Annotated in this window: 15 protein-coding genes; 14 read left to right on the top strand and 1 reads right to left on the bottom strand. The window is 41.0% G+C overall.

Annotation, left to right across the window (positions count from 1 at the left end; translation table 11 throughout):
• Positions 1-364: 364 nt before the first annotated feature.
• On the bottom strand, positions 365-550 hold the full coding sequence (gene rpmB / locus T356_RS0101620) for a 50S ribosomal protein L28 (protein WP_026512990.1): 186 nt from the start codon (positions 548-550) through the stop codon (positions 365-367).
• Positions 551-770: 220 nt separating this feature from the next.
• Between rpmB and T356_RS0101615 the strand changes: the two genes are divergently transcribed.
• The 14 genes from T356_RS0101615 to T356_RS0101550 all read left to right on the top strand — a co-directional run bounded on the left by T356_RS0101615 (position 771) and on the right by T356_RS0101550 (position 16,437).
• Complete coding sequence (locus T356_RS0101615) at positions 771-1,133, top strand: Asp23/Gls24 family envelope stress response protein (RefSeq protein WP_026512989.1); 363 nt, start codon at positions 771-773, stop codon at positions 1,131-1,133.
• A 32-nt stretch (positions 1,134-1,165) separates the two neighbouring features.
• Positions 1,166-3,022 (top strand): DAK2 domain-containing protein, encoded by a 1,857-nt coding sequence (locus tag T356_RS0101610; protein WP_026512988.1) that lies wholly within the window; start codon positions 1,166-1,168, stop codon positions 3,020-3,022.
• 84 nt (positions 3,023-3,106) lie between these two features.
• Complete coding sequence (gene recG / locus T356_RS0101605; protein WP_026512987.1) at positions 3,107-5,176, top strand: ATP-dependent DNA helicase RecG; 2,070 nt, start codon at positions 3,107-3,109, stop codon at positions 5,174-5,176.
• 68 nt (positions 5,177-5,244) lie between these two features.
• The gene (locus T356_RS0101600; protein WP_026512986.1) at positions 5,245-6,114 is read left to right on the top strand and encodes a DegV family protein; all 870 of its coding nucleotides are present in this window, start codon (positions 5,245-5,247) and stop codon (positions 6,112-6,114) included.
• Between the two features lie 328 nt (positions 6,115-6,442).
• Complete coding sequence (locus T356_RS0101595) at positions 6,443-8,365, top strand: DNA gyrase/topoisomerase IV subunit B (RefSeq protein ID WP_026512985.1); 1,923 nt, start codon at positions 6,443-6,445, stop codon at positions 8,363-8,365.
• Positions 8,366-8,375: 10 nt separating this feature from the next.
• Positions 8,376-10,613, top strand: coding sequence for a DNA gyrase/topoisomerase IV subunit A (locus T356_RS0101590; RefSeq protein ID WP_026512984.1), 2,238 nt, complete (start codon positions 8,376-8,378; stop codon positions 10,611-10,613).
• Entirely contained in the window at positions 10,610-11,167 is a 558-nt protein-coding gene (gene rsmD / locus T356_RS0101585) for a 16S rRNA (guanine(966)-N(2))-methyltransferase RsmD (protein ID WP_026512983.1), read from the top strand. The genes T356_RS0101590 and rsmD overlap by 4 nt, the downstream gene beginning before the upstream one ends.
• Positions 11,164-11,667 (top strand): pantetheine-phosphate adenylyltransferase, encoded by a 504-nt coding sequence (coaD, locus tag T356_RS0101580; RefSeq protein WP_026512982.1) that lies wholly within the window; start codon positions 11,164-11,166, stop codon positions 11,665-11,667. Before rsmD ends, coaD begins: the two co-directional genes overlap by 4 nt.
• Positions 11,668-12,375: a hypothetical protein gene (locus T356_RS0101575; protein WP_026512981.1), complete on the top strand. Its 708-nt coding sequence runs from the start codon at positions 11,668-11,670 to the stop codon at positions 12,373-12,375.
• 91 nt (positions 12,376-12,466) lie between these two features.
• Positions 12,467-13,516 carry an N-acetylmuramoyl-L-alanine amidase family protein gene (locus T356_RS0101570; RefSeq protein WP_026512980.1) on the top strand — a complete coding sequence of 350 codons (1,050 nt, stop codon included), beginning with the start codon at positions 12,467-12,469 and terminating at the stop codon, positions 13,514-13,516.
• A complete protein-coding gene (locus T356_RS0101565; RefSeq protein ID WP_026512979.1) occupies positions 13,513-14,241 on the top strand; it encodes a pseudouridine synthase in 729 nt (242 codons plus the stop codon). Before T356_RS0101570 ends, T356_RS0101565 begins: the two co-directional genes overlap by 4 nt.
• Positions 14,242-14,256: 15 nt before the next feature.
• The gene (locus T356_RS0101560) at positions 14,257-14,865 is read left to right on the top strand and encodes a hypothetical protein (RefSeq protein ID WP_026512978.1); all 609 of its coding nucleotides are present in this window, start codon (positions 14,257-14,259) and stop codon (positions 14,863-14,865) included.
• Positions 14,866-14,873: 8 nt separating this feature from the next.
• The gene (locus tag T356_RS0101555) at positions 14,874-15,860 is read left to right on the top strand and encodes an RluA family pseudouridine synthase (RefSeq protein ID WP_026512977.1); all 987 of its coding nucleotides are present in this window, start codon (positions 14,874-14,876) and stop codon (positions 15,858-15,860) included.
• A gap of 40 nt (positions 15,861-15,900) precedes the next feature.
• Positions 15,901-16,437 (top strand): Holliday junction resolvase RecU, encoded by a 537-nt coding sequence (locus T356_RS0101550; RefSeq protein ID WP_026512976.1) that lies wholly within the window; start codon positions 15,901-15,903, stop codon positions 16,435-16,437.
• Positions 16,438-16,517: the final 80 nt, after the last annotated feature.

Raw genomic sequence — 16,517 nt, 5'->3', positions numbered from 1 at the left:
ATAGAGGAAGTGAGAATGTTCTGGCACAGAGTGCGCTCTTGGCAATAGCATTTGACATCAATAAGCTCCATCATAAGATCATGTCCAAGCGGACGGGAACACACCTTTTCGAACTGAAAAAAGCGTCATAAATTTAAAATTTCAAAATGAAATATCTAAAATAGTGCCGGTAAACCAATCGGCTTATTAAAGTACGCTTCATAATGGAGCGTATAAAAAAGCATGCTATAAAAGCCCTAATTATGGGCATGAAGAAGGGGCTTCGCCCAGATGATTAATCATCTAAAGCGACAGCCCCTCTGATTTATGTATGAACGGCAACAAAAAACCACCCATTTCTGGGTGGTTTAATTTTTTGATCTTATTAAGCTCTTTCAACCTTGTTAGATCTAAGGCAGCTAGCGCAAACGTGGATTCTTTTTGTGCCGCCGTTAACTTTAACAGCAACGCGGTGAACATTTGAATTCCAAACTCTGTTAGATCTTCTATGAGAATGGCTTACATTGTTACCGAAATGAACGCCTTTGCCACAAATATCACATTTAGCCATTTTGACACCTCCTTATAAGCCATGTTCGTTCAATAGCATATTATTGCAGATATCCGCAACATTGATATATTAGCAGAAACATTACAGGAATGCAAGCAAAATATACGAAAAAATATGTAGTTGAAAATTAAGTGGTTTATTTTTCGATAAATTGCTATTATAATACATGTGTATGCTAAAACGGAGCTTCATAAAGTTCCGAGTATTAAGGAGGGTAAATATGAAGGCTTCTTCTATGAATACTCACATGGGGAGTATATCCATTGACAACGAAGTTATCGCTCAGTACGCAGGAGCTGTGGCAATGGAGTGCTTCGGTATTGTTGGGATGGCAAATGTTAATGTAAAAGACGGACTTGTGAGTCTTCTTAAGATTGATTCGATGACAAGAGGAATCAATGTTTCTCTTGATGCAAATAACAAACTGATACTTGATTTCCATATTATTGTTGCTTATGGAGTAAGCATTTCAGCTGTGTCAGACAATTTGATCGATAATGTTAAATACAAAGTAGAAGAATTTACGGGGCTTGAAATCGAGAAGATAAATATCTACATCGAAGGTGTCCGCGTTATTGACTAAGCCAAGAGATCTAGTCTAGGAGGATTTTTATTTTGAGTAATAATATAATTGACGCTAAAATGCTGGCTAAGATGTTTTTAAGCGGCGCCAAGAATCTGGAAGCAAAAAAAGAGTGGATTAATGAATTAAATGTTTTCCCCGTTCCTGACGGAGATACCGGCACTAACATGACAATGACCATCATGTCGGCTGCCAAAGAAGTTTCAAATTTAGGTGATAACGCTTCAATGGAAGCGATCTGTAAAGCAATTTCATCAGGTTCTTTGAGAGGAGCAAGAGGTAACTCGGGTGTTATTCTTTCACAGCTTCTTCGAGGATTTACCAAAGTTGTAAAAGAGCACGATGAAGTTAATGTAGCAATCCTTGCAGAGGCTTTTGATAAAGCTGTCGAGACTGCTTACAAGGCAGTAATGAAGCCCAAGGAAGGAACAATCCTTACAGTTGCAAAGGGAGCAGGCGAGAAGGCTCATGAGCTTGCTGTAGAAGGAACAACCGATATTGCATATTTCTGTGATGAAGTTATTAAATATGCAGATGAAGTACTCGCAAAGACTCCGGAGATGCTTCCTGTTCTCAAACAGGCCGGCGTAGTTGATTCCGGCGGACAGGGACTTGTTCAGGTGCTTAAGGGCGCATTTGACGGTTTCCTTGGAAAAGAGATCGATCTTACAATTACCGAGGAGCAGGTTACTCCCGGTGCAAGAACAAAAGAAAGCGCACAGGAAGAGGTTGATATCAAGTTCGGTTATTGTACCGAGTTTATTGTTATCTTGAATAAGCCTCTTAATGTTAAACAGGAAATAGATTTCAAGGGATTCCTTGAGTCAATCGGTGACAGTATTGTTATGGTTGCCGATGATGAAATCTGCAAGGTCCACGTTCATTCCAACGATCCCGGACTTGCAATCCAGAGAGCTCTTATGTACGGTCAGCTTTCAAACATGAAGATTGACAACATGAGAATGGAGCACAGAGAGAAACTCTTCCATGAGAACAAAGACGGCTCATGGGCTGAGATAGAGACTGAGATCAACGGTGCAGCAGAGCTTACACCTACATATAAGCCAGATGATGAGAATATACCTCTTGCAGGTAAGGTTGAGACACCGGCCACTTCTGAAAAGAAAGAAGAAGCTAATGCTTTGCCCGAAGCCAAGACAGAACCTGAGGTTAATGAGACTGCTCCTGAAGCAAGCGAGCCCCAGATGCCTCGCAAGGATGTTGGATTTGTAACTGTATGTGCAGGTGCTGGTCTTGCTGAAATCTTCAGAGGCCTCGGTGTTGACTATGTTATCGAAGGCGGACAGACAATGAACCCCAGTACTGCTGATATTCTTGATGCAGTAGAGAAGGTTAACGCAGATACTGTAATTGTCCTTCCAAATAATAAGAATATTATTCTTGCAGCTAATCAGGCAGCTATTATGTCTGAGGATGACGATGAAGAGGGCAAGAAGATTGTTGTTGTTCCTTCCAAGACTGTCCCGCAGGGTGTTACGGCTATAATCAATTATGTTCCCGATATCCCTGTTGAAGACAATATTGCTGCAATGACAGAAGCCATTACAACAGTTAAGACCGGTGAAGTTACTTATGCCGTAAGAGATACTGTTATAGATGATGTTCAGATCAGACAGGGCGATTTCATGGGAATCGGCGATTCAGGAATTCTTTCTGTAGGCGTTGATATGTCTGATGTTACATTTGATATGCTTAATAAGATGATGAATGACGATCTTGAACTTATCAGCATATATTATGGTGATGAAGTTGAAGTAAGCGATGCTGAGGCTCTCAGGGATAGAATTTCCGAGAAATATCCTCAATGCGATGTTGAGCTTCAGAATGGTGGACAGCCAATTTATTACTATGTTATTTCAGCAGAGTAATTATTTTATATACCGGCCGGGCAATAAAGCCCGGCCTTTTGTCTTATAGTGAACATTTATCAGAATTTTTTTACAAGGAGCGGTATGGGAGAAAGAGAACTCGCAGAATCTGTTGTTAATTTAAAGGGGATTGGAGAAAAGACAGGTAAACTCTTTAATAAATGCGGAGTGTATACCTGCAGGGATCTTATATATTATTTTCCGAGAACATATGATAAGTTCGAGCCTCCTGTTCGTGCATGTGATCTTAAAGAAGGCGAAGTATGCTCCGTTTCCCTGACAATCATTGGGAATATTATGAGAAGAAAGGTTCGAAATCTTTCAATAATCTCATTTGAAGCAGGAGACCAGACAGGAAAAGTTAAAATGACCTATTTTAACGCACCTTACCTCATAAACTCATTAAAGAGCGGCACAACTCATATTTTTAGAGGTGTTGTCAGGAAAAAAGGTAATTTCTTTACCATAGACCAGCCTAAAATGTACAAAGCCGAAGAATATGCAACTCTTTGCGGAAAACTTATGCCTAGATATCCGCTTGTAAAGAGTCTTAGCAATAATACAGTCACAAAAGCTGTTCAAAAAGCTTTTAACAGTGCAGGTAAATTCGAGGAATTTGTCCCTGAGGACATAATCAAAAGACTTGGGCTCATGAGTTTTTTTGATGCCATCTACAATATACATTTTCCAAAGGATGATGCAACCTTGGAACAGGCAAGAAGAAGGCTTGCCTATAACGAATTCTTTTTATTCGTTTTAAAACTAAGACTCTTAAAAAAGCTTCAGGAAGAAAATAGGAATACGTTTCCTATAATCGAGGTGGCCGAAGCAAAGAGATTTCTTGAAAAACTTCCGTATAGACTTACAAATGCCCAGTTAAATGCTTATAACGATATCATAAGTGATATATCAGGCCCGTATGTAATGAACAGGCTTATTCAGGGTGATGTTGGATCCGGAAAGACTGTAGTTGCATTTCTGGCTCTTTTGACCGCAGCGGCAAACGGATATCAGGGCGCTATAATGGCCCCTACCGAAGTCCTTGCGGCTCAGCATTTTGAAGGATTCAAAGAACTTATTGATAAATACGGACTTACAAGTATTAAGCCGGTTCTTTTGACCGGAGCTCTTTCTGCAAGGGATAAAAGAGAAGCTCAGAGAATGATAAAAGAAGGCGAAGTAAACTGTATTGTCGGCACAAACGCACTTATTCAGGAAAAAGTGGAATACAAAAATCTCGCTCTTGTCGTAACGGACGAGCAGCACAGATTCGGCGTTCGCCAAAGAAAGGCACTTGCAGGTAAAGGAGAAAACGTGCATGTGCTCGCGATGAGTGCGACTCCAATTCCGAGAACGCTTGCGATAATTCTGTACGGAGACTTGCACATTTCTGTTATCGACGAACTTCCCGGAGGACGCATTCCCATAAAAAACTGCGTTGTCGGAACAGATTACAGAAATACCGCTTATAAATTCATTTGCGATCAGGTAAAAGCAGGGCACCAGGCATATGTCATCTGTCCGATGGTCGAAGAAGGAGAACTGGACGGCGTTGAGAACGTTACTGATTATACGGATAAATTAAAATCGGCACTTCCTCCGGAAATCTCTGTAGCAACACTTCACGGCAAAATGAAGCCCGCTATGAAAGACGAGATCATGGAAGCTTTTGCAAGAAAGGATATTGATGTTCTTGTTTCGACAACGGTTATCGAAGTCGGAATAAATGTGCCGAACGCTACGGTCATGATGATTGAAAATGCCGAGAGATTCGGGCTTTCCCAGCTTCATCAGTTAAGAGGACGCGTAGGAAGAGGAGATGCGCAGTCATATTGCATCTTTTTAAATACATCAAAGTCTGATGATGCCAAGAAACGCCTCGATATAATGAACAGATCAAATGACGGCTTCAAGATCGCCGAGGAAGATTTAAGACAGCGCGGCCCCGGAGAATTGTTCGGAATAAGACAGAGCGGAGAACTGAATTTCAGGATCGGAGACATCTATCATGACAGTGACCTCCTTAAATCAGCCTCGATGGACGCCGACAGAATTCTGTCCGAAGATCCGAATCTGTCTGATACACAATATAGTGTACTAAGAGGAGTTTTAAGCACTAAATCTGCAAATTCGGTTGACTTTAACTGTTTATAAAAGTAATATTAGTTTAGTTGATTAGGTAGAAAATAGGAGGAGTATCGGCTTTTTACCGATGAGATAATATGGCAAAAATAGCGATATTAACAGATAGTAACAGTGGAATAACTCAGGCACAGTCTAAAGAACTCGGAATTCACGTAGTTCCTATGCCTTTTATGATCGATGGAGAAGAATATTTTGAAGATATAAATCTTACTCAGGAGCAGTTTTATCAGAAACTCGGCGACAATGCCAATGTTTCTACAAGTCAGCCTACTCCTGATTCTCTTATGAAAATATGGGATGAACTTTTACAGGATTATGACAGAATCGTTTATATTCCCATGAGTTCAGGCCTTTCGGGATCATGCCAGAGTGCATACATGTTTGCTCAGGAAGAGTATGAGGGCAAAGTTTTCGTGGTTGATAACCAGAGAATTTCCGTAACACAGAGACAATCTGCAATCGACGCCAAAGAAATGGCCGAAAAAGGCTTATCTGCTGAAGAGATAGTGCAGAAACTCATGGATACAAAGTTTGAATCAAGTATTTATATCATGCTTGATACACTTTATTATCTGAAAAAAGGTGGCAGAATCACACCTGCTGCCGCGGCACTCGGAACACTCTTAAGGCTTAAGCCCGTTCTTCAGATTCAGGGCGAAAAACTTGATGCTTTCGCAAAAGCAAGAACCAGCAACCAGGGCAAGAGCATTATGATAAGTGCAATCAAAAACGACATTGAGAATCGTTTCGGCGGCGAAGAAGCCAAGGACTATTGGATTGCCGCTGCCTATACAAAAGACATCGATACTGCAAACGAATGGAAAAAAGAGCTCGAAAAAGAGTTCCCCGGCATGGACATCTACATGGATCCCCTGTCCCTTTCCGTAGCCTGCCACATCGGCCCCGGCGCCCTCGCAGTAACCGTAACCAGAAAACTGCACTTTTAATCCAAAATAACTAGTCCCTGGATCCCCCACACTAGTTACGTCATCCTTCCGTTACAAATGAATCATTAAAACCATCGGAAGAAGACGTATTTAAATTTTAAAAAATCATTATTGTAATTATGCTGTGGCATTTCATAGGCAGATATATAGTATTTTTTGCGATTTTGTGCAACGGAAATGAGACCAAGTAATCGCGAGTGCCTCTGCACGAACGATTTGGTCTCATTGAAGTGCTTTGCACAATCAGAGCAAAAAATACTATATATCTGCCGTCAAAGAAACCACCGCACAACGTAGAAAAAAGTTTTTGAAAAGGGGTTTAATTTATATGGCTTCGTATGATACATATGATGCTTCGAGTATTACTGTCCTTGAAGGTCTTGAGGCAGTAAGGAAACGTCCCGGAATGTACATCGGAAGCGTTACTACAAGAGGCCTTAACCATCTTGTGTATGAGATCGTAGACAATGCCGTAGATGAACATTTGGCAGGATTTTGTACAAGAATAAAGGTCACTCTTGAAGCGGATGGCTCCGCAACAGTTTCCGATAACGGCAGAGGTATCCCCGTCGGCATGCACGCAAAAGGAGTTACTGCAGAGCGAATCGTTCTGACAACACTTCACGCCGGCGGTAAATTTGATAATAATTCTTATAAGACAAGCGGTGGACTTCATGGTGTAGGTTCATCGGTTGTTAATGCGCTCTCTGCAAGAATGAGTGTCAAAGTCTTTAAAGACGGCAATATCTATCAGGACACTTATGAGAGAGGAATTCCTACAACACAGCTTAAAAACGGTCTCTTAGAGCCTATCGGCACAACAAAAGAGACTGGAACAACGATCAATTTCCTTCCTGACGGAACTATTTTTGAAAAGACAAGATTCAAGGAAGATGACATCAAATCAAGACTTCACGAGACATCTTATCTTAATCCCTCACTTACGATCATATTTGAGGACAAAAGACCCGGAGTAGAGGAATATACTGAATTCCATGAACCTGACGGAATAACAGGATTTATTCGTGATATGAACAAGTCAAAAGAGGCTGTTCATGATGTTGTTTCCTTTAAGGGTGAGAGCGAAGGTGTTGAAGTTGAAGTTGCATTCCAGTATGTAAATGAGTTCCATGAGAATATTCTCGGCTTCTGTAATAATATCTACAACGCCGAGGGCGGTACTCACCTTACGGGATTCAAGACGATCTTTACCAATATAATCAATCAGTATGCCCGTGAGCTTAATATTTTAAAAGAAAAAGACGTAAACTTTACAGGAACAGACGTAAGAAACGGTATGACTGCCGTTGTTTCTATAAAGCATCCCGATCCCAGATTTGAAGGACAGACCAAGACAAAGCTCGATAATCAGGATGCGGCAAAGGTTGTTTCCAAGATAACAGGCGATGAGATGACAAGATTTTTTGACAGAAATCTTGAGACACTTAAGTCTATCATCGGCTGTGCGGAAAAAGCCGCAAAGATCAGAAAAACCGAAGAAAAAGCCAAGACAAACATGCTTACCAAGCAGAAGTATTCCTTTGATTCAAACGGAAAACTTGCAAACTGCATAAGTAAGGATGCTTCAAAGTGCGAGATCTTCATCGTAGAGGGAGATTCCGCGGGCGGAAGCGCGAAGATGGCAAGAGACAGAAATTATCAGGCCATTCTTCCTATTAGAGGTAAGATCCTGAACGTTGAAAAAGCAAGTATCGACAAGGTTCTTGCAAATGCCGAGATCAAAACAATGATCAATGCTTTCGGATGCGGTTTTTCCGAAGGATACGGAAATGACTTTGATATAAATAAGCTCAGATATGACAAGATCATTATCATGGCCGATGCCGACGTAGACGGTGAGCATATTGCGACACTGCTTCTTACTCTTTTCTACAGATTCATGCCCGAGCTTATATATCAGGGACATGTTTATATTGCTATGCCTCCGCTTTACAAGGCTATGCCTGCAAGAGGCAAGGAAGAGTACCTGTACGACGACAATGCGCTTGTAAAATACAGAAATACTCACAAAGGAAACTTTACTCTTCAGAGATACAAAGGTCTTGGTGAGATGGATCCCGAGCAGCTTTGGGAGACAACACTTGATCCTGAGAGGAGATTATTAAAAGCGGTCGAGATTGAAGATGCCAAGATGGCCTCTCAGATGACCGAACTTTTGATGGGAGTGGACGTACCTCCCAGACGTGAATTCATTCATCAGCACGCGACAGATGCTGAGTTAGACATTTAAAGGGGAAAATATGGAAGACAGAATTATAAGGACCGAGTATTCGGATATAATGCAAAAGTCGTTCATAGACTATGCCATGAGCGTTATCGTTGCTCGTGCGCTTCCTGATATAAGAGACGGATTAAAGCCTGTTCAGAGAAGAACATTATATGATATGTACGAGCTTGGCATAAGATATGACAGGCCTTACAGAAAAAGTGCGAGAATCGTCGGCGATACAATGGGTAAATATCACCCGCACGGCGACAGTTCCATTTATGATTGTCTTGTCGTAATGACACAGGATTTTAAGAAAATAGCACCTCTTGTTGACGGCCACGGTAACTTTGGCAATATTGAAGGTGACGGCGCAGCTGCGATGCGTTATACAGAGGCGAGACTTTCCAAGCTTACTCAGGAGAACTTTCTTGAGGATCTTGATAAGAACGTAGTAGATTTTGTTCCGAACTTTGATGAGACAGAGAAAGAGCCTTCGGTTCTTCCCGTTAAGATACCTAACTTTTTGATAAACGGTTCCGAAGGTATCGCGGTAGGTATGGCTACAAGCACACCTCCTCACAACCTTGCAGAAGTAATTGATGCAGAGATTGCATATATACAGAATGATTCCCTTACTACAAAGGAACTCATGAAATTTATCAAGGGACCTGATTTCCCTACGGGCGGAATTGTAATAAATAAGGACGAGCTCCTTAATATCTATGAGACCGGTACCGGCAAGATTAGGGTAAGAGGTAAGGTTGAGACCGAGAAGGGCAAGAACGGACATATCAATCTTGTCATCACCGAGATTCCTTATACAATGATAGGAATGGGAATCGGTAAGTTTATGGCTGATGTTGCCGAACTAGCCGAAAAGAAGATCACCAATGATATAATCGATATCTCAAACCAGTCTTCAAAAGAAGGCGTGAGAATCGTTATTGAGCTTAAGAAAGATACAGATGTCGAGAACTTTACAAATCTTCTTTATAAGAAGACAAAGCTCGAAGATACATTCGGCGTAAATATGCTCGCTATCGACAACGGACGCCCCGAAACAATGTCTTTAAGAGATATTATGAGGGCATGTGCCGATTTCCAGTTCGAGATTGCGACAAGAAAGTACACCACACTCCTTAAGAAAGAACAGGAGAAAAAAGAGATTCAGGAAGGCCTTATCAAGGCTTGTAACGTTATAGACCTCGTTATCGAGATCCTACGAGGCTCCAAAGACAGGGCTATGGCAAAGAATTGTCTGGTAAACGGTGTTACGGAAGGTATTAATTTCAAATCAAGAGAATCAAAAGCTATGGCTGCGCAGCTTCTTTTCACCGAAGCTCAGGCTGATGCCATTCTCGAGATGCGTCTGTACAAACTCATCGGACTTGAGCTTGACGCTCTTATAAAAGACCATGAACAGACGGTTGCAAATATATACAGATACGAGGATATCCTTGAAAGCCATGAGTCAATGTCTATGGTCATTCAGGATGAACTCGGCAAGATCAAAAAAGAGTATTCAGCAAAAAGAAAGACTGTTATCGACAACAGAGAGAATGCTGTATACGAAGAAAAGCCGGTTGAAGAAGTTGATGTTGCCTTTATCATGGACAGATTCGGCTATGCAAAGACAATAGATGCTTCAACTTACGAAAGAAATAAAGAGACTATCGAGGCCGAGTTCAAATATTCATTTGTAATGAAGAACACGGGGAAAGTGTGTCTTTTCACAAGTGCAGGTAACCTGCATACTATAAAGGCTATGGATCTTCCTCAGGGAAAGATGCGAGATAAGGGCGTTCCGATCGACAATGTAAGTAATTACAATGCTTCGGAGGAAACCGTTATCCTTGCCGCAAGTCAGTCGGAGCTTAATCTCTACAGACTTATCTTTACAACAAAAGCTTCAATGATGAAGACTGTAAACGGCGGAGAATTTGACGTTTCAAAGAGAACCGTTGCGGCGACCAAGCTTTCGGACGATGATGAACTTGTGAGCGTAGAAGTTCTCAAAGAGCAGAAGACGATCATACTTAGAACCGAAGACGGATATTTCCTTAGATTCCCTGTCGATACCATTCCGGAGAAAAAGAAGACCGCTGTCGGTGTTCGCGGAATGAGACTTGGAAAGAATGACTTTGTAAGAGATGTTTACTACCTGAACGATCAGGAAGAAAAAACTGTTGAACACAACAATAAAAAACTCGAGCTTGCTCATCTTAAGATAACAAGCAGAGATACTAAAGGAACAAAGGTAAGGATATGAGAGTAATCGCGGGAACTGCCAGAAGGCTCAGGCTCGTAACCCCTGAAGGGAACGACACAAGGCCTACTCAGGACAGAATCAAGGAAACACTTTTTAATATGATCCAGAATGAAGTGCCCGGCGCAGTATTTATCGATCTTTTTGCCGGAAGCGGCGGAATCGGTATCGAGGCACTTTCAAGAGGTGCTTCCAAAGCCTATTTTATTGAGAATGCTACAGCTGCATACAAGTGCATTTTACAGAATCTCAAGACAACGCATTTTGAAGAAGATGCAACAGTCCTCAAACAAGATGTAGTAATCGGACTTAGAAATATTCATGAGGATGAAGCGGATATAATTTTTCTTGATCCCCCGTACCATGAAGATCTTTATGAGAGAACACTTGCCCAGCTTGGAACCATGAAGTATGTTACTGAGCATACCATGATAATTGTTGAGAGTTCACTTGATATGGATTTTTCATTCGCTGAAGACTATGGTTTTGAAGTCAGACGCGAAAAAGAATATAAAACAAATAAGCATGTCTTTTTGTACAGAAAGGAAGCGCTATGAAAACAGCGGTTTATCCCGGCAGTTTTGACCCGATTACTTATGGACACTTGGATATAATTAAACGTGCGGCATCAATGTTCGACAAGGTAATTGTCGCTGTAATGTGTAATTCAGCCAAAACTCCATTGTTCACACTTGATGAACGTGTTAAAATGATTAAAGAGTCCGTAACCGGCATTGACAATGTCGTTGTTGAATCTTTCAGCGGACTTTTGATCGATTATTGCAAGAAGGAAGACATTCATATTGTTATCAGAGGACTGCGGGCGATAACCGATTTCGAATATGAACTCCAGATTGCGCAGACCAATAAGGAACTGTCGCATAACGAGGTCGATACGGTTTTCCTCACAACTAATATCAAATACTCATATCTTAGCAGTTCTGTGGTAAGAGAAGTCGCAAGTTATAAGGGTGATATTTCACCTTGCGTTTCAGATTTTGTCGCAAAAGCTATGTACAAAAAGTTTGAAAAAGATGAAAATCAGGGGGATGTATAAATGACCAGCAAAATCGAGCAATTAATTGATGAGATTGAGACTTATATCGATAATTGTAAGCCTCAGCCTTTGTCACAGACAAAGATCATTGTCAATAAAGAGGAGATCGATGAGCTTTTGAGGGAGCTCAGATCAAAAACTCCCGAAGAGATAAAGAAATATCAAAAAATTATCAGTAATAAAGAAGCCATCTTAAATGATGCCAGAAGAAAAGCCGAAGATATCGTGAATCAGGCTACAATAAAGACTAACGAGCTTATCAATGAGCATGAGATCATGCAGCAAGCTTATGCTCAGGCAAACGAAGTCGTTTCACAGGCAGCTGTTCAGGCCAAAGAAATCCTGGATAATGCCATGACGGAAGCTAACAGCATGAAATCAGCCGCTGTACAGTATACAGACCAGCTTCTTGCAGGAGTTGAAGATATTATCACTCAGTCAATCGATGTGACAAGCAAGAACACCGATGATATCGTTGAGACCATTAAGCAGAACAGCATTAACATGGTAAAAGAGATATCACAGAGTACAGACAGTGTTTTATCTGCACTTACACAGTACGGTGAAGTCATCAAATCAAACAGAGCCGACTTAAGGCCGCCGGAAGTTGCTTCATCAAATACCGCCAACGTGTCTAATGCAGAAGATTCTCAGGCTCAGGGAATATCCGAGCAGGAAGCTCTGAATCTTGATATGTTAAACGGTTAAACAGCATATTTAAGCTGCCGCTTTTTGCGACAGCTTTTTACATTTTTTATCGGGTTTCTGTAGTTTTTACACAAAAAAGAGGAGAAGAAGTATGAAAAAAAGAATTACTGCAATTATTTTAGCCGGACTTTTGTCTTTTAGTGGGATTTTGCCCGCTTCTACCGTTCCTGCAAAAGCAGCAGAGAAACCTGTTGTTATCGTTATCGATCCCGGTCACGGAGGAAACAATCTCGGTGCACAGCACAACGGATTTACCGAAAAGCTTCTGACACTTCAGGTTGCAAATGCAATGAAGGCAGAGCTTGAAAAGTATGACAATGTAACAGTTTATCTTACAAGAACTTCAAACGAACAGGGAGTTTCTCTTGAAGACAGAGCTGCATTTGCACAGAGCGTAAATGCCGATTTCCTTTACAGCCTTCATTTCAATGCATCAGCTGAGCATAACTTCTACGGATGCGAAGTTTGGGCATCAGCATTTGGCAGCTGCTATCAGAAGGGAATGGATTTTGGTAATATTATGATTGCCGAACTTGGCAGTCTTGATATTTACCAGAAGGGCGTAAAGACCAAGATAGGTAAAAAGGGTGAAGATTATTACGGAGTTATCAGAGCCTGCACAGCAAGAAATATTCCGGGAGTAATCATTGAGCATGCATATCTCGATCATGCATATGATGTTCCCAAGGTAAAAGCCGCAAACTTCCTTAATACTCTCGGAGTTAAGGATGCAACAGCCGTTGCTAAATATTTCAAGCTTAAGTCATCCAAGACAGGAGCTGATTTCTCGGGATTTAAGTACACTCCCACAGCACAGCCCGCAGGTCCCATCCGTCAGGATGAGTCAGCCCCCGATGTTTGTGATATCAAAGTTCTTGCAAGAAATGATAAGGACGGAAACGTACTTGTTCAGATGACTGCAAAGGATAATCAGAGTCCTGTGATCTATTTTGCATACAGCTATGACGGCGGTAAGACATACAGCCCTTTACAGATGTGGGACAGATCAAAGGAAACACAGTCATACAATGTAAAGGTTCCGAGCGGATTTGCTAATCCCACGATCGTATGCCGCGCATATAACAATTTTGAACTTTTCAAGGAAAGTAATCCTGTTCCTGTAAAGGAATTTAAATATTGAGACTCGACAAATATCTGGGTGACCACAATGTAGGAACCCGCAAACAAATTAAAGAATACCTGAAAAACGGTCGTTGTACGGTTAACGGTACTGTCATCACCAAGCCTGACGTACACATCGATGAAAATGTCGATGAGATCTCTTTTGACGGAAAGGTTCTTTCTTATTCACGCTTTCACTACTTCATGCTGTATAAGCCGGCAGGAGTAGTGTCAGCTACTAACGATAAGAGAAATACAACCGTTCTTGATCTGTTAAAAGAAGAAAATGTCAGGGATTTAAGTCCCTGCGGAAGGCTTGATATCGATACGGAAGGGCTTTTGCTGATAACCGATGACGGAGTGCTTATACATAAGCTGCTTTCTCCCAAAAAGCACGTTGATAAAGTCTATGAGGTGCATATAAAACACGCTCTTTCGGACGATGATATCAAAGTGCTCGAGAACGGCGTTGACATAGGCGATAAGAATGACGATGGTTCAAAGAAGCTCACGCTTCCCGCCAAAGTTTATGTTAAGGACAGCGACAACGAAGGAAATCCCGTTATCGAGCTTACCATTCACGAAGGCCGTTTTCATCAGGTTAAAAGAATGCTTGAAGCGGTTGGTAATGAAGTGCTTTTTCTCAAAAGACTTTCCATGGGATCGCTTTTTCTTGATGAAAGCCTTAATCCCGGCGAATACAGAGCTCTAACGGATGAAGAGTTAAAAGAACTTGGTTTATGACCGGAGGAAAACAAATTGGATCTTCACAGAGTAAATAAAGGTGATTTTGGATACATAAAATACAGAAAGAGTGTTGCAATATTAAGGACTGCGATCAGCCTTATTATCACGTTCGGAATATATGTTGCAGGACTTATATTATACGGATCTCAAAAGAATGTTTTGAGTATCGTCGCTGCACTCGGATGCCTTCCTACCGGCTGGAGCGCTGTAAATATGATAATGTTCATTAAGGCAAAAGCATGTGAAGATGCTGACAAAAACAAGATCGAAGCATGCAGAGGAAGCCTTCTTATTCACTACGATCATGTTATTACATCGTATGATAAGAATTTCAATGTGTCTGCATCAACTGTTCTTGATAAGAATATTTGTTGCTATTCCTCGGATGAAGATATTGATGAGATTGATTGCGAGAAGCACATCAAGAAGATGATCGCACAGAGTGGTTATTCCAGCTACAGCATCAAGATTTTTACCGATATCGATAAATTCTGTGACAGGCTTTCGCAGCTTGAAAAGCTCCGTGCAGATAAGGGTATCGATCCACAGGCTATTGAAGACAGCTGGATTCCGGGAACAACGCAGACACCTGCATCAATTCTTTTGTCCATTTCATTGTAAGGATAGTCATGAAAGAAATTAAAATCGGAAATAATGCAGCAGGAAAGCGCCTTGACAGCTTCCTTAAAGGATATCTTCCCGGTGCATCGGGCGGATTTATCTATAAGATGCTGCGTAAAAAGAATATAACTCTGAACGGCAAGAAAGCTGACGGAACAGAGAAACTTAGAGAAAACGATCTTATAAAGATCTTTTTTTCTGATGAAACATTTTCGAAATTCAAAGGAAATACTGACGTCATTAAGAATAGCAAAAACGATGACAAAAATATAGACCTCTCGAAGTACGGCAATGTGAAGGTTGTTTATGAAGATGATAATATCCTTCTTGCCTCCAAACCGGTGGGACTTCTGTCACAGAAGAGTACGCCTAAGGATATCAGTTTAAACGACTGGCTTATCGATTATCTTTTGAGCACAGGAAGCGATGCAGCGAAGGATCTGGATATTTACAAGCCTTCAATATGTAACAGACTCGACCGGAATACAGGCGGAATCGTGATATGCGCCAAATCACTTCCGGGCGCAAGAGAGATGAACAGGCTTCTAAAGAGCAGGAATCTCGATAAGTACTACAAGACGATAGTTTCAGGGAATCTTTCCGAGAATATTTATCTAAAGGGATTTCTTTATAAAGATGAGAAGAAGAACAAGGTCTTTATAAAAAAAGATGATCCTCACGATGACAGATATTCTTATATAGAGACGGAAATTGTTCCCGTTAAATATAACAAAGATGCGGATCTTACCATGCTTGAAGTAAAGCTTATAACAGGAAAGCCACATCAGATAAGGGCGCATTTATCAAGTATCGGACATCCGCTTATCGGCGATGTCAAATATGGCGGAAAAACATACAAGAATATCAAGCACCAGCTTCTTTTCTGCTATAGAGTGTGCTTTCCCGATGATATGCCAAATGGATTTGAAAATATCAAAGGAAGAGAGTTTAAGACTGAGCTTCCCGATGCTTATGACAGTTTTTTTGATCAATAGGGATTTATATCGCATATAATCAACACAGAAGGGGAAAAATATGCCTACATGGAAATCAAGGGGGCTCCGGGGATCTACCTTGGAGGAACTTATAAACAGGACAAATGAAAGATACAATGAGCTTTCGCTTGCCCTTATCCAGAAAATCCCGACTCCCATAACACCGATAAAGATTGACAAGAGTACAAGACATATTACACTTGCATATTTTGAACAAAAGAGTACTGTTGATTATATTGGTGTAGTGCAGGGAATACCTGTTTGTTTTGACGCAAAAGAGTGCGCTGCCGAGACATTCGCACTCGAAAATATCCATCCTCACCAGGTTGAGTTCATGAAAACCTTTGAAAATCAGGATGGAATAGCTTTTTTTCTAATTTATTATACAGGACTAAATGAGTTCTATTATCTACCTTTCAGAAAATTGTATGAATTCTGGGAAAGAGCAGAGAATGGCGGAAGGAAAAGCTTTCGACACGAGGAACTTTCTGAGGAATTTGTAATAAAGTCTCCGGGTGAAAATGGCCTTCTCATTCCCTATCTCGAAGCACTTCAAAAAGACTTAGATGCCAGATAATAAAAGTGATTGACAGCTTTATAAAATTGATGTTAAACTCTGTAGTATAGTAATTAATTAACACTGTGCAATACTAAAGT

Source organism: Butyrivibrio sp. LB2008 (assembly GCF_000621565.1).
Taxonomy (GTDB): Bacteria; Bacillota; Clostridia; order Lachnospirales; family Lachnospiraceae; genus Butyrivibrio.
The sequence above is the reverse complement of the archived record's forward strand: the minus strand, read 5'-3'. Positions and strand labels throughout refer to the sequence as shown.